This is a genomic window from Microbulbifer epialgicus, from assembly GCF_041447265.1.
GTDB lineage: Bacteria > Pseudomonadota > Gammaproteobacteria > Pseudomonadales > Cellvibrionaceae > Microbulbifer > Microbulbifer epialgicus.
The window spans coordinates 1-14161 of the sequence record NZ_JBGMEK010000058.1 but is presented as its reverse complement, the minus strand read 5'-3'; the positions used below and the strand labels follow the sequence as shown (position 1 = coordinate 14161).

At 48.9% G+C, this 14161-nt stretch carries 14 protein-coding genes and 1 riboswitch; of the genes, 12 read left to right on the top strand and 2 right to left on the bottom strand.

Annotated features, from left to right (window positions below):
- The first annotated feature begins 34 nt into the window (after positions 1-34).
- The 4 genes from ACCI49_RS18295 to ACCI49_RS18280 are packed head-to-tail and all read left to right on the top strand — an operon-like array spanning position 35 to position 5208.
- Positions 35-1201, top strand: a complete 1167-nt coding sequence (locus ACCI49_RS18295; RefSeq protein WP_371840599.1) for an acyl-CoA dehydrogenase family protein — start codon at positions 35-37, stop codon at positions 1199-1201.
- Between the two features lie 10 nt (positions 1202-1211).
- Entirely contained in the window at positions 1212-2009 is a 798-nt protein-coding gene (locus ACCI49_RS18290) for an enoyl-CoA hydratase/isomerase family protein (RefSeq protein ID WP_371840598.1), read from the top strand.
- The gene (locus tag ACCI49_RS18285; RefSeq protein ID WP_371840597.1) at positions 2009-4033 is read left to right on the top strand and encodes an acetyl/propionyl/methylcrotonyl-CoA carboxylase subunit alpha; all 2025 of its coding nucleotides are present in this window, start codon (positions 2009-2011) and stop codon (positions 4031-4033) included. Before ACCI49_RS18290 ends, ACCI49_RS18285 begins: the two co-directional genes overlap by 1 nt.
- A gap of 11 nt (positions 4034-4044) precedes the next feature.
- Positions 4045-5208, top strand: a complete 1164-nt coding sequence (locus ACCI49_RS18280; RefSeq protein ID WP_371840596.1) for an acyl-CoA dehydrogenase family protein — start codon at positions 4045-4047, stop codon at positions 5206-5208.
- A 99-nt stretch (positions 5209-5307) separates the two neighbouring features.
- Here ACCI49_RS18280 and ACCI49_RS18275 read toward each other — a convergent pair whose 3' ends face one another.
- A complete protein-coding gene (locus tag ACCI49_RS18275) occupies positions 5308-5901 on the bottom strand; it encodes a TetR/AcrR family transcriptional regulator (RefSeq protein WP_371840595.1) in 594 nt (197 codons plus the stop codon).
- A gap of 86 nt (positions 5902-5987) precedes the next feature.
- Between ACCI49_RS18275 and ACCI49_RS18270 the strand changes: the two genes are divergently transcribed.
- From ACCI49_RS18270 to ACCI49_RS18235, 8 genes are all read left to right on the top strand, one after another.
- Positions 5988-6701 (top strand): HD domain-containing protein, encoded by a 714-nt coding sequence (locus tag ACCI49_RS18270; RefSeq protein ID WP_371840594.1) that lies wholly within the window; start codon positions 5988-5990, stop codon positions 6699-6701.
- Positions 6702-6984: 283 nt separating this feature from the next.
- Positions 6985-7839 (top strand): MBL fold metallo-hydrolase, encoded by an 855-nt coding sequence (locus ACCI49_RS18265; protein WP_371840593.1) that lies wholly within the window; start codon positions 6985-6987, stop codon positions 7837-7839.
- A 206-nt stretch (positions 7840-8045) separates the two neighbouring features.
- Positions 8046-8163, top strand: a riboswitch (TPP riboswitch).
- Positions 8164-8220: 57 nt separating this feature from the next.
- On the top strand, positions 8221-10398 hold the full coding sequence (locus ACCI49_RS18260; protein WP_371840592.1) for a TonB-dependent receptor: 2178 nt from the start codon (positions 8221-8223) through the stop codon (positions 10396-10398).
- A 60-nt stretch (positions 10399-10458) separates the two neighbouring features.
- Positions 10459-10722 carry a YkoF family thiamine/hydroxymethylpyrimidine-binding protein gene (locus ACCI49_RS18255; RefSeq protein ID WP_371840591.1) on the top strand — a complete coding sequence of 88 codons (264 nt, stop codon included), beginning with the start codon at positions 10459-10461 and terminating at the stop codon, positions 10720-10722.
- On the top strand, positions 10715-11380 hold the full coding sequence (gene pnuC / locus ACCI49_RS18250; protein ID WP_371840590.1) for a nicotinamide riboside transporter PnuC: 666 nt from the start codon (positions 10715-10717) through the stop codon (positions 11378-11380). The genes ACCI49_RS18255 and pnuC overlap by 8 nt, the downstream gene beginning before the upstream one ends.
- 44 nt (positions 11381-11424) lie before the next feature.
- Positions 11425-12300 (top strand): phosphotransferase, encoded by an 876-nt coding sequence (locus tag ACCI49_RS18245; protein WP_371840589.1) that lies wholly within the window; start codon positions 11425-11427, stop codon positions 12298-12300.
- A 106-nt stretch (positions 12301-12406) separates the two neighbouring features.
- Positions 12407-12862: a nuclear transport factor 2 family protein gene (locus tag ACCI49_RS18240; protein ID WP_371840588.1), complete on the top strand. Its 456-nt coding sequence runs from the start codon at positions 12407-12409 to the stop codon at positions 12860-12862.
- Between the two features lie 319 nt (positions 12863-13181).
- Positions 13182-13625, top strand: coding sequence for a YtoQ family protein (locus ACCI49_RS18235; protein WP_371840586.1), 444 nt, complete (start codon positions 13182-13184; stop codon positions 13623-13625).
- Between the two features lie 332 nt (positions 13626-13957).
- On the opposite strand, the gene ACCI49_RS18230 is transcribed toward ACCI49_RS18235, so the two are convergent.
- On the bottom strand, positions 13958-14161 hold a 204-nt coding region (locus tag ACCI49_RS18230), incomplete at its 5' end, for a hypothetical protein (RefSeq protein ID WP_371840585.1).

Here is a 14161-nt window from a genome sequence, read left to right as displayed (position 1 = left end):
ACCTGGTTCACACTTTGAGGAAGGGAAAACAATAATGATATTTAACGACCAACACCGGGAACTGCAACGCACTGTACAGAATTTTGTACAGCAGGAAATCAAACCCAACGTGGTGGAATGGGAAAAAGCCGGCCGCTTTCCTATCCGCGAAGTTTTCCAGCAACTGGCCGGTCTCGGCCTGCTCGGTATCAGCAAGCCTGCGGAATTCGGTGGTCTCGGCCTCGACTTCAGTTATGAAGCAGTTTTTCTGGAGGAGCTGGGCGGCGGTCAGACCGGTGGCGTATCCCTGTCAATTTCTGTACAGACCTCCATGTGCACCCCCGCCCTGGCAAAGTTTGGCAGCAAGGACCTAAAAGAGCAGTTCCTGGTTCCCGCCATAAGCGGAGAGATGGTCGGTTCCATTGCCGTATCCGAGCCCGGAGCCGGTTCCGATGTCGCTTCCATTAAAACTACCGCCAAGAGCGATGGCGACGACTACGTGATCAACGGCAGTAAGATGTGGATCACCAACGCCCCCTGTGCCGACTTTTTCTGCACCCTGGTCAACACCAGTGACGACAAAGCCCACCGCAACAAATCCCTGGTAGTTATTCCAGCAAAAACACCGGGTGTACGCATTGGTGAAAAACTCAACAAGATGGGTATGCGCTCATCGGAAACCGCCCCTATCTTTTTTGACAATGTGCGCATACCCAAACATTTCCGCATTGGTGATGAGGGCTCCGGTTTCCTGCTGCAGATGCTGCAATTCCAGGAGGAGCGCCTTGCGGCTGCAGCACTGAACTTAAAAGGCCTGGAAAATTGCGTAAACAGCACTATCGAATACGTGCGCGAGCGCCAGGCCTTTAACGCTCCACTGCTCGACAACCAGACTATCCATTTCGCACTGGCGGAAATGCAGACTGAGGTGGAATGCCTGCGTTCATTAACTTGGCGCGCGGTTGAAGCCTATGTGGCAGGAGAAGATGTCACTACCCTCGCCTCCATGGCCAAGCTCAAGGCAGGCCGCCTGACTCGCTCTATTCCAGACCAGTGCCTGCAGTTCTGGGGCGGTATGGGCTATATCGAAGAAACCGCTATCAACCGCGTTTACCGCGATAGCCGCCTCACTGCTATCGGCGGCGGCGCAGACGAAGTCATGCTCGGCATTATCTGTAAGCTGATGGGCATTTTGCCCGGCAAGCGCAAACCCAAAGCGTGAGGTCAGATCCGTGCAGACAATTATTGATGAAACCATCGGAATCGCCAGCCACCTCACCCTAAATCAACCTCAGCAGCGCAACGCAATCAGCTTGCAAATGGTGGACGAACTTCTGCAAAAGCTTGCAGAAGCGGAGGAAGATCCACAGGTGCGGGCTATAGTGCTGCGGGGTGCAGAGCATAACTTCTGCGCCGGTGGCAATATTGCCAATATGCTCAACGCCCAGCAGAGCGATGGTGGCAGCGATGCATACTTTCATATCAACCGCCGCTTCGGCGAATTGATGGAACGATTTAATCGCACTCCCCTGGTGGTTATTGCCGTATTGGAAGGTGCTGTAATGGGCGGTGGTTTCGGTCTCGCCTGTAGCGCCGATATCGCCATTGCTGATCACAGCTGCCGTTTTGCCCTGCCGGAAACCCGCCTGGGCTTACCGCCGGCACAAATCGCCCCATTTGTAGTGGCACGGGTCGGCCTCTCCCAAGCCCGGCGTCTCGCACTCAGTGGAGCAAAAGTTAATGCGCAACAAGCTTTGGAGATCGGATTAATCCATCAGCTACTCGACGGTCCAGAGGCCCTCGAAGGCGCACTACAGGAACACCTGGGCGCAATCAATGCCTGTGCTCCCGGCGCCCTAGCCACCACCAAACAGATCTTGCTCGATGCAGCGCAGGTCACTGACGAGACTGCCTTAGGCCAACTGCTGGACGGCGCCGCACGGCAATTTTCTCGCGCAATTCAGGGCCATGAGGGGCGCGAAGGCGCCCGTGCATTTCTGGAAAAACGATCACCGGAGTGGCAGCACTGATGTCGACAACAGAGACCCTGCTAATCGCCAACCGTGGCGAAATCGCACTGCGAATTATGCGCACAGCCAAGGCGGAGGGCTATCGCACCGTCGCCGTCTACAGTGACGCGGACCGCGATGCTTTACACGTGCAAACTGCCGATATCGCCGTGGCAATTGGTGGACAGACTTCAGCAGAATCCTATCTGGACATCCAAAAAATTCTCGACGCGGCAAAAAAATCCAGAGCCACCGCCGTTCACCCCGGCTACGGTTTCCTCGCAGAGAATGCGGAATTCGCCAGCGCCTGCGAAGAAAGCGGACTGCGCTTTGTCGGCCCCAGCGCAGAAGTGATAGAGCTGATGGGCAACAAACGCAAAGCCAAGGAGTTTGTCGCCGCTGCCGATGTCCCCTGCATTCCCGGTTTCCAGGGCGCTCAAGACGACGATACCTTAATCGCCGAGGCACAGCGCATCGGTTTTCCTCTGATGATCAAGGCCGCCGCCGGCGGAGGTGGGCGCGGCATGCGCCTGGCTCACAGAGATACAGAACTGGCCTCCCAGTTGCGCGCCGCACGTAGTGAATCCATGAGCGCTTTCGGCAGTGACGAATTAATTCTGGAAAAGGCACTGATCAACGCGCGCCATATCGAAATCCAGATCTTTGCAGACAGCCATGGCAACTGTATTCACCTGGGGGAGCGGGATTGCTCCGTACAAAGACGCCATCAAAAGGTGGTCGAAGAGTGCCCTTCTCCCGCAGTAGACGCCCACCTACGGGAGAAAATGGGGGAAGCCGCAGTCACCGCCGCACGAGCCTGCAGTTATAAAGGCGCGGGCACCGTGGAATTTCTGCTCTGTCCCAACGGCGAATTCTATTTTCTGGAAATGAATACCCGCCTGCAGGTAGAGCACCCAGTTACAGAAATGGTAACCGGATTTGACCTGGTAGCTTGGCAGCTAACAGTAGCCCGTGGCGAAGTCCTTCCCGTCTCCCAGCAGCAGGTAACCCAGCAGGGGCACGCCATCGAAGTCCGACTTTATGCTGAAGATCCAGAACAGCAGTTCCTACCTCAGGCAGGAAAAGTGCTCTATTGGCTGGCGCCTGAGGGGGAAGGAGTCCGCATTGACCACGCGCTAAAAAGTGGGGGCGAAATTACTCCGTTTTACGATCCCATGCTCGGCAAATTAATTGCCTGGGGACAGGATCGTGAAGAAGCCAGACGTAAACTTGCCCGCGCCCTAACACAACTACAATTTATCGGCCCGAAAAATAATATTTACTTCCTGCGGAAAATCTTGGCAGAGCCCCAGTTTATCTCTGGTGATGCCGATACCAGCTTCCTTGACCAGAATAGCGCACTGACATCTGCAGAACCAATTCCTGCAGAAATTGCTGCCCAAGCAGTACTACTCAATCACTTGCGCCACTCCAACCCTGGGGAGCAGCGCAGTGGCCGCAGTGATTGGCGCAGTGGTGATAGCAGCATTCCGCTGAACTATCGGCTGGAAACTTCCGGAAAAACTCTGAATTGTGAGCTGTTGGCGTTGGGGGAAAATATTTATCAAATCTCTCTTGGCGAGCAGCACTTCCAAATTCAACGGGTCAGTTTTGAAAAGTCACAAGATGAAACCGAACTCTTTAACACAGAGCTTCTACTGAACGGTGTTAGCCACAAGAGATTGTTCCTTGCCAGTAAAAACAACCTCTACCTACTGTTAGACGGCGGACAGTTCCACTTTGTAGACATCACCCAGGCCCCGGCCAAATCGAGCCTGAATCAAGGCAGTGGCCGTATTACCGCCCCTATGGACGGTTGCCTGGTACAGATACTTGTTGAGCCCAACCAAAGGGTTCGATGCGGAGATACCATCGCTTTGATGGAAGCCATGAAGATGGAACACGCTCTGCGCGCTGACCGCGATGGCACCGTGATCAAACTCGGCGCCCACGCAGGAGACCAGGTGCGCGGCGGCCAACTCCTGGTCCAGATCGAAGCTGCACCCAGTGAAACCGCCAAAATTCCCAGCGATGCCACATCCTAAAGGAGTTCACTATGTACGATATCGACGCCTCCCGCATGGCCAGCCCCTATTATGACGAAAGCCATCAGGAATGGCGCAGCCAGCTGCGCCGCTTCGTCGACCAGGAAATCACCCCCTACATCACCGAGTGGGATGAAAAAGGCCAGCTTCCCGCAGAACTTTGGAAGAAAGCTGCAAAAGTTGGCCTTCTACAGATGGGCTTTCCGGAAAACTACGGTGGCATTGAAACCGATGTTTTCCATATGATCGTCGCCGCCGGAGAGTTGGCCCGCACCGGAGCCGGAGGCCTCTCCGCCAGCTTGATGATCCACGGCATCGCCCTGCCCCCATTACTACATTACGGTAGTGAAGCCCTGAAGGACCAGATTATTCCCGCAGTGTTACGCGGCGATAAACATATTTCCCTCGCCGTCACTGAGCCAGGAGTTGGTTCAGATGTTGCCAATATCCAGTGTCGTGCAAAGCGTGATGGAGATAACTATATCGTGACAGGGGAAAAGATTTATATCACCGGAGGCATGCGTGCCAACTGGTTTACCACAGCTGTACGCACCGGCGATGAGGGCTTCGACGGCATCTCCCTGCTGCTCATTCCCGCAGATGCAGAAGGCGTGAGTCGGCAGCTACTCGACAAAAAGCAGGGATGGTGGTGCTCAGATACCGCCAGCATCTTTTTCGATCAAGTGCGTGTACCCGCAAGCAACCTGATCGGTGGTGAGAACCAAGGCTTTCTACCCATAGTACACAACTTCAATCGAGAACGCCTGGGCATTGCTGCCTCCTGTGTAGAGTACAGCCGAGCCTGTCTGCAAGATGCCATTGAATGGGCCCAGGAACGACAGACTTTCGGTAAGCGCCTGGCCAATCACCAGGTAATCCGGCATAAATTTGCGCAGATGCTCCAACGTATCAACGCCACCCAAGCTTATCTGGATCTCTGTGCCTGGGCAGAACAGCAACAGAAACTCAAAGTAGCTGACATCGCCCTACTTAAAGTTCAAGCGACAGAAACCCTTGAGTTCTGCGCTCGGGAGGCAATGCAGGTGTTAGGTGGTGCAAGCTATATACGCGGCGGACGGATTGAGCGTATCTATCGTGAAGTGCGGGTGAATGCGATTGGAGGTGGTTCGGAGGAAATTATGCGGGATTTGGCTTCCAGGCAGATGGGAATCTAGAAAATACCAAATACGGTAGTGTTCAGAATTCTGAACACTACCTGGCCACTATGTATAGCGCCTCCAAATACCACTCCAACAATTTATGCTTACCTTCGTTCAACACAATAATTCAACTGTAGATGAGTAAAAATCTACAAGAGACTCTCGATCCTCTCCACTTCGCGCCCGAATTGCCAAACTTTGTAAAGTGGCATGGAGTAGTTTCGCAGTTGTCTTAGTATCCCTGCTTGACGGCCAGTCCCCATTCTCTTGAGCTCTCTCTAATCGGCACTTGAGACGACTGTCAATTTCGGCAATCAGAGTTGCCAGATCACGTCTAATCTCAGGGTGGGCCACAGATTCCACAGGTGCCGTACAGGTAACAAAGCAACCCAGCAACTCCTCGTTATCCAGGTAGGTTGTTAGTGCCCGTTCGTAGAATCGCGACATAGCTTCTTTCAAGGTACAACTTTCATCCAAAATGGTATCGAGTTCATCACCCAGCTGATTCGCAAACTGCGTAAAAGCTTTGCGGTAAATGGACACCTTGTCGCCGAAAGCGTTATAGATACTCGGCCTGTTCATCTCCATGGATTCAGCCAAATCATCTAAAGAAGTCGCTGTAAGGCCTTTACGCCAAAATACCTGGAGTGCTCCCTTAAGGGCCTCAGCAGCATCATATTTGGGCGGTCGCCCCCTTCTCTTACTCATTTTTGTATTATTTCGCACATAATTGTTGACACCAGGGAAAGCCTACCATACTTTATTGTTCGAAACGGTACAAAATAAGAATTATCATGGAACTGACTACGAGTAAAACTCCACCATCTCTACCATGTCTGGCCTGCAGCTTTGTTACCTCCAGCGTTAAAGCAACACTGATACGTACTGCTCGCTTCGTAAAAAGGGAACATGTTCAATATGTTGCCAAAGAGGTCTATCACGTTCCTGATTCGATAAACTGTAAAAAGGCACTGAACATGGTGGCTAAATGTAGTCCTGATTTTCTGCTCAATCACTGCCTCAGAAGCTATGCATTCGGCATTGCTATGAGCCACAAAGTGAAGAAACCCATTGACAAAGAAATCTATTTTCTTGGGGCCATCATGCATGATCTTGGACTCATCACTGCCTATGATATTGGCGGCACTTTTGAACTGGATGGAGCTCAAGCCGCAAGATCCTTTTGTAGAGGCCGTAATATCTCTCAAGAGAAGGCAGATTTGGTGCATGAGATAGTTGCTCACCACAACTCCGTCGGTATTGCACACAAAAAAGATCCAGAAGTTGCCCTATTGCACTTTGCTGCTGGACTAGATGTCGCTGGATTGTGGCTGAATGACATCCACCCAAAGACCCTAAGCGAAGTAATTGATGAGTTTCCCAGACTAGAATTTAAGAAGGGTATGAAAACCTTGCTCGAAGACCAGGTCAAAAGAAAACCAGATAGCTATATGAGGCCATTTCTAAAACTCGGTTTTCTAAAAAAAATAGATGATACCCCATTTTAAATAGGTTTCCTCATATTTCATTTTAATAATATGACAATATCTTCATGTCAGGAGCATCGCCATGCATCAAAAAAGACATATTTCTACTCGGTCGGAAGTAATGGATATACTTCTCTCACGACACACTGTGAATACATCCCTGTTTGCCCCTAATCCACAACTGTCCCTAGTGAAGGGGATTTTTTCCCTCCGCCTTTTTAGTAGAAGTTTAATGTATATTAGCCTAATCGCCATTAGCTCCTTTCTAGTTAGTGCCTGCGAATCTGGGCTTCGGCAAACCATAATGAAGCAGGCAATTCCTATTGACTACTTCGAGCCATTTACAGAACTCCCCGCGCAATTTGTAGAACATAGTGACCGTATCTATAGTTTCCGTCTGGGCATGAATCGAGCAATGGTTCTAAGGACTAGTGACGGGCTAGCAGTGTTCGATAGTTTTAACAAGAATTTCAGTAAAGCACTTTCCACCGAGTTACAAAAACGGTTTCCAGAACTGCCGGTACGCTGGTTGATATACTCCCACAATCACTTGGATCATATTCGTGGCGGAGCATATCTCAGCCCTGAAACTGTAGTCGGGCATATTGAGATTAACCATCTAATTCAAGATTGGGAGCACCCCTTGAATGAAGTCCTACCTGTAACCAAGCCAATAGAAGGTGATACCTCCCTCAAACTTGGTGATCAAATTGTTCATTTTCTCTATATGCCTAAATCCCACTCGTCAACGTTGTATGGATTCTATATTGAAAGTGAGAATACCGTATTCGCTCCAGATATGATGTTCGTCAACACTTTTCCTCCCTTTGGTCTGCCCGACTGGTATTACCCCGGATACATTCGAGCGCTCGACCGACTGATTGGACTCAATGCAAAAACCTATATTCCCAGCCACTTTAACGAAGGGAATAAAGCAGATTTGATCAACTATAGGAACATGATGGTAGACTTTCGAGAAGTTGTAGCGCGGGAAATGGCAAAACTTGATTATGAACCTGATCAAGGAGCAAAGTTACGAGCTATTTTCGACGTTGCCTACCCTGAGCTGCAAAAAAAATATGGGCACTGGCATGGTTTCCACGCCATGTTTATACCCCACTTTGCGGGACAGGTCGGGGGCACCTATTTGGGATACTAAATTAAGTTTTTTTTGGTAGTTATGGGTTCTTTACCTCCCCCTACAAAGCCTGTCCAAATTATTTGGCAATATGGGGACATTGAAGGCACTAATCAGAGTAACCTGCCCTGAGCATCGAACAGAAGGAACAACCCACCAAACTTCTGTCATTCTGAGCCTTAAACTTGGATCCCCCTTCCGCTCTCAACTTCTGCTATCATCGCGCCCGCAAACCTAAGGGGTGGCCTTGGCCTGAGATGCTTGGAAGGGTCTATAGATCTTTCTGAGCAAACCCTTGAACCTGATCCGGTTAATACCGGCGTAGGAATAGGTAACCTCACCAAACGCCTCCTCACGTCGCGCTCCGGGTCTCTTTCACTTGTGTTGATTCGAGAGAGAACCATGAAGAATCTGTTCAAAGCCCACCCGATCGCCTGGTCTGTAAGCCTTGCTGGCTGCTTTTCTGCGGGGCTGGCAGTTGCGGCTGAGCCTAGGGAGGCCGGGATTGAAGAGGTTGTGGTCACAGCCCAGTTGCGCGATACGAACCTGTTTGACCTGACTGCCAGTGCGACTGTAGTTAATGCAGACACAATCAAGGCCCGGGGTGCTAGCAATCTGGACCAGGTCCTGAACATGACACCAAATGTTAATTTTTCATCTGGTGCCTCACGGGGCCGCTTTGTCCAGATTCGCGGCATTGGTGAGCGCAGTCAATTTATAGACCCGGTGAATCCATCTGTGGGCTTGGTTATCGATGGTATTGACTTCACCGGCCTCGGGCTCGCTGCCAGCACCCTGGATATCGATCAAGTAGAGATTCTTCGCGGGCCGCAAGGCACTGCGTATGGTGCCAACGCCCTGGCGGGTCTGATCAATATGACCAGCGCCGCTCCCACCACTGAGCCCATGGCAAAAGTATCTGCCGAGGTGAGTGAATACAACGGACGCAATATTTCTGTAATTTCTAGCGGCCCATTAACTGATCAGCTTGGTTATCGAGTCGCTGCTAACAAGCAAAAATCCGATGGCTATACAGAGAATGCATTCCTGGGCAGTGATAATACCAACAATATTGATGAATCAGTGCTAAGGAGTAAGCTGGCCTACACGCCTAGTGACAACCTAAAGTTCGCTCTTTCACTGCTCTATGTAGATGTTGACAACGGCTATGATGCCTTCTCCTTATACAACACCCGTGAAACACTCTCTGATAAACCTGGCTGGGATCGGCAGGAAACCTGGGCCGGAGCCCTAGCCGCACAGTGGTCAGGGAGTGAGCTATTCCACCTGGATGCCACGCTGAGCATCGCTGACTCAGATACAGAGTACGGTTACGATGAGGATTGGAGTTATCAGGGCTTTCACCCGTGGGAATACAGCCAAACAGACAATTACCAGCGTGACAAAGAGAACATCAGCTTGGATTTGCGCCTGCTTTCTACTGATGCATCCAAGCTCTTTTTCGGGCGTAGCAGCTGGGTTGTGGGTTTATATGAGCGTGTAGAGCGTGAGGACTTATTGCGCACCAAGACCTCGAATGAGGAGTTCGGGGCTGATATTGAACACTTTTCCAGTGAATTTGACACACGAAACACAGCTATTTATGGCGAGCTTAATACTGAATTGACCGACAGCTTAAATCTAGTGACTGGGCTCCGCCTGGAAAAGCGAAGTGCTGATTACACAGACTCCCTGTTCACTGCCAGGGATACCAGCGAGGACCTCTGGGGTGGCAATATCACTCTGGAGTATCACTACTCCGAAAATACTATGGCGTATGCGACAGTATCCCGAGGATACAAGGCCGGCGGTATCAATGGTGTAATCATCTCTGAATCAGTGAGTAATGAAGAGATTACCCCTAATTTCTTCGATTTTGATACAGAAAATATGCTCAACTACGAAATAGGCGTCAAAGGCAATTGGTTCGACAACCGCTTGCACGCCCAGTTGGCCGCCTTCTACCAGGATCGCAATGATGTCCAGGCCAAGCAGTCAGTCTTTAATCCAGAATATTTCTCTTTTAATGACTACCTAGCGAATGCTGCAGGCGGTGAAACGACAGGTGTAGAAGTTGAGTTTAATTACTTTGCTACGGATACCCTGCGTTTCTTTGCCTCTGTAGGCTGGTTAAATGCGGAGTTCGAGAACTTTATTACCAGCTCTCATGTCGACGCAAGAGATGATTCCCAAGGAGTACCCTTACCTCCTGTAAACCTAGATAGCCGAGACGTAGCTCATGCGCCGGGATATCAATTTTTCACTGGCAGCGAAATTTCTCTCTTGCCCAACTTAGTTCTACGCTTAGAGCTGGAAGGCAAGGACGAGTTTTACTTTTCTAATAGCCACAATGAAAAATCCAATGCCTATGAACTAGTCAATGCCCGACTGACATACCAAGGTGACAATTGGGATCTATCCCTTTGGGGTAGAAATCTGACTGATGAAGACTATTACACCAGGGGTTTCTACTTTAGCAATGAATATGGCAACAACCCTAGCAATGGGTATGCGCCAGAAGCCTATTATCAGTTTGGTGAGCCCCGTATCGCCGGTTTAAGCGGTACTTATACCTTCTAATAGATATACGATTAGGGGCGGCCGATACCGCCCCGACTTTTGCTGTCAACAGGAGGCGTTGTGAGGCTCTCGGTAGAAATCAGTATGTACCCGCTGAAGGATGAGTATATCCGCAGCATCCAGGCATTTATTGATCGACTCAATAACCATCCAGAGCTCAGGGTGATTACCAATACTATGAGCACCCAGATTTTTGGAGACTACGATATGCTGATGGATGTACTCAAGTTAGAAATGCGCAGGTCTTATGAACAGTTTGGCCGCGCCATCTTTGTTTGCAAATTTATAGACGGGGACCTTGCCCCAACGGTATCCGATGTTTGATCAAGATTTCACTAGCGCCATTTTAGCTTCTATCAGCGCGATGTCCGCATGGGAAATTGCTGCAGTTATATTGGCCCTCACCTATCTGTTTCTTGCAATGCGTGAGAAGATCAGTTGTTGGTACGCCGCTTTTGCCAGCACAGCCATTTACTTTTTCTTGTTTTGGGATGTCAGTCTACTGATGGAGTCGGCCCTGCAAGTATTTTACCTGGTGATGGCAGTTTTTGGTTGGTGGCAATGGCGTAGTCATCAGGACAAACAACAGAATATCAAGATTCACCGCTGGCCAATTAGCACCCACCTTCTCGTACTAGCCACTATTAGCGGCCTAACCTTATTGCTAGGCTATTTTCTGGAAAAAACGACAAGTGCCGCGCTACCCTACCTGGATTCTTTCACCACTCTTGGAGCCATAGTTACTACTTATATGGTTACTAGAAAGGTATTAGAAAACTGGATTTACTGGATTGTGGTTGACGGTGCCTCTATTTACCTTTACCTGGATAGAGGGCTCTATCTAACTGCAGCCCTATTTTTGTTATATGTCATTTTGGTAATTATCGGCTTTTTCCAGTGGTACGCCATCTATAAAAGGGAAAAGCAGAGTGAAATAACCAATCTGGGGGCTGTGCTTGACAATCAAGCCACCACTGCTTAAGGAGCCTCTAAATAATAGTCATTTATAGAGACCTCTCTCAAGCCATGAGCAAAAGCCATGATCATTTTCTACCCCATGACTGGCACCTGTGGAGCCAATCCAAACCTGTAGTGATCAAACCACTCACGGGAGGGCAAACTAACCAAACATTTCTCATCCAGTCTGGAACAGAGCAGTTAGTTTTACGAATCAATTCGCAGGTAAGTAAAGCACTTGACCTGAATCGCGGAGCAGAAACCCATGCTCTTATAAACGCTAATCATGCAGGGCTATGTGCCCCTCTAGTTTATGCCGATCCGACTCACCGATATCAGGTCACTCGCTTTATATCAGGACACCCCTGGAAAAAAAATGCTGCCGGCTCTCTAGAACAGCTAGCCCGGCTGCTTAGCAGTATCCACCGCCTACCCTCTATCGACACCTACCTGGATGTACCCCACAAGATTAATAGCTACTGGGCATCAATCGATAAACAAGCGAGTTTCTATTCCTGCTTGGAGCAAATCCAGCAAAAAATTCCTTCGCAAATAACCTCCGCAAAACAGCTAGGTGATGATCCTACTCTTTGCCACAACGACTTAAGTGCTGGAAATTTGATCATTGGAAGGACTGGCCAGCTTTATGCCATTGATTGGGAATATGCGGCTATGGGCGATCGATTCTACGATCTCGCAGTTATCGTAGAAGAACACAATCTCGACAGGCTTCAGCAACAATCCCTACTGGAGTACTATCTCGGGCACAGCCTAGATGAAGATCACTGGCAGCGTCTTTATCTATGGCGCACAGTCTACAAGTACCTCTGCCTACTATGGTATGCGGTGCAATGGAGCACCGGCCCCTCCAAAAGTAAGCTTTTTGCTGAAAAAATAGACAGCTATAGCCAAGATTTACTCCGATCAGCATCTTTCAAGCATTGATTGCTACGATCAACCCTATAGATTGAGACACCTGATAACGAGAATGTTGTAATATTATCACTACCGTACCTGAAAGGTTAATATTAAAAAGTGGGAGATATCACTTATGCCAAAGATTGTTTTTACAATAATGCTGTTTGTTTTGACGATCGGAAATACTCAGGCACAAGACAAACCTGAGGCATTCGAAACTGTTGAGAAGCTGTTAAATTTTCTGTCAGATGCAGACCATGAGAATATGAGAGGTACCGTAACCGAGTCCTTTCTCTTGCTCGAACACGGCGAGGTGTGGACCATTGAGGACCTTATCAAGGCAGCAAAGCCCTCCGATACCATTAGGACCAATTACTACAGCATTATTGACTTTGATGAGCGGCAAGATTTGGTCACTATTAACTACTGGAATAAGGCCAATTTTACCTCCAAGAGCAAGAGTCAAGATGTCTACTGGCTTGAAAGTGCTATTTTGAAGAAAGTGGAAGGAAAGTGGCTTCTCTCCCAATTACACTCTACAAGGCTGCCTTCAGGAAAAATGCCGGAAAACGTGGTATTTAGCCAATAAGACTTTCGTAAAACCTCAATACTACTGGGTCAGAAGGAAAGAATACACTGCACCCGAGACGCGCTGTGAATACATCCCTGTAAGCTCGTAATCGGCATCCATGCCTCATACGGTCCCTAGCGCAGTGTATTCTTCCCTTCCCCCTTTTTAGTAAGTAAGATTCAAAATGGATTTTGAGTCTTACGCCTCAACACTAGAGCCTCATTTATACATCCTTATTGACCCAGCTACTCATGCCCTCCTCTCTGGTCAAGTCATATTGTAAAATGATGACCTGGATATCAAACCCTGTCGCTTACCATTATAAGGCAACCAAACTATGAAGCTTAAAGTATATCTCTCAGGAGAAATTCACTCAGACTGGAGAGCCCAGATAATTGAAGGCTGTAACAAGCAAGGCCTAGATATTACTTTTTCCTCTGCGGTGACCAATCACGACGCCAGTGATGCGGCTGGTGATGGCTTGGGTCAGGAGCCCAATTCCTTTTGGCGAGATCATAAATCTGCCAAGGTAAACGCGATAAGAATTAAACATCACATTGAAAACTGTGACTTGGCTGTTATCCGATTTGGTGAGAAATATAAGCAGTGGAATGCAGCATTCGATGCGGGATACTGTGCGGCCCTGGGTAAATCCTATATCACCTTACATGACGAATCATTGGTGCACGCCCTTAAAGAAGTAGATGCCGCCGCACAAGCGTGGGCTAAAACACCTGAGCAAATTGTAAGCATTCTTAAATATTTGATCACCCAAGCTTAACGGTATTAGGGCAGCTGGATATAGAGCTGCCCGTTCCAGTTTTGTTGGTTCATGTGGGACACAGCCCAACATCCCTACATTACAAACTGTTCTTCACAACTTAAATCTCACTTTCTGCTATCTATCAGAATAGTGGTACCGTAGCGGCTTAGAAATTACAAAAATATTTGCTGCTGGTCAGGCTTACAGGAAGTGTATATGACAATTACAAAGGAAGTTGAACCCTGCTCAAATACAGTGAAAATTAAAAGCTTAAACACTCCCTTTCAACGGAGGAGACCCTTTTGGTAAATCAATTTAAGAAACTGCTTTCCGGATTGGCTCTCCTGACTTCAACAATAACTCCTAGCATTTGTTTTGCGATTCACTTCAGCGTAATAGAAGGTAAGTTTGACTGCCCCAAGATCCACAACTCCTATAACTGCTCGCGGTCTATTAAAACTAGAGTTTAGAGCGAGCCAGACCACCAGCAGCCAGCAGCTTCTTTTTTGCCGCTGGAGCCCTAGCCCGATTACAACCAATTGTTTAAAAACTCC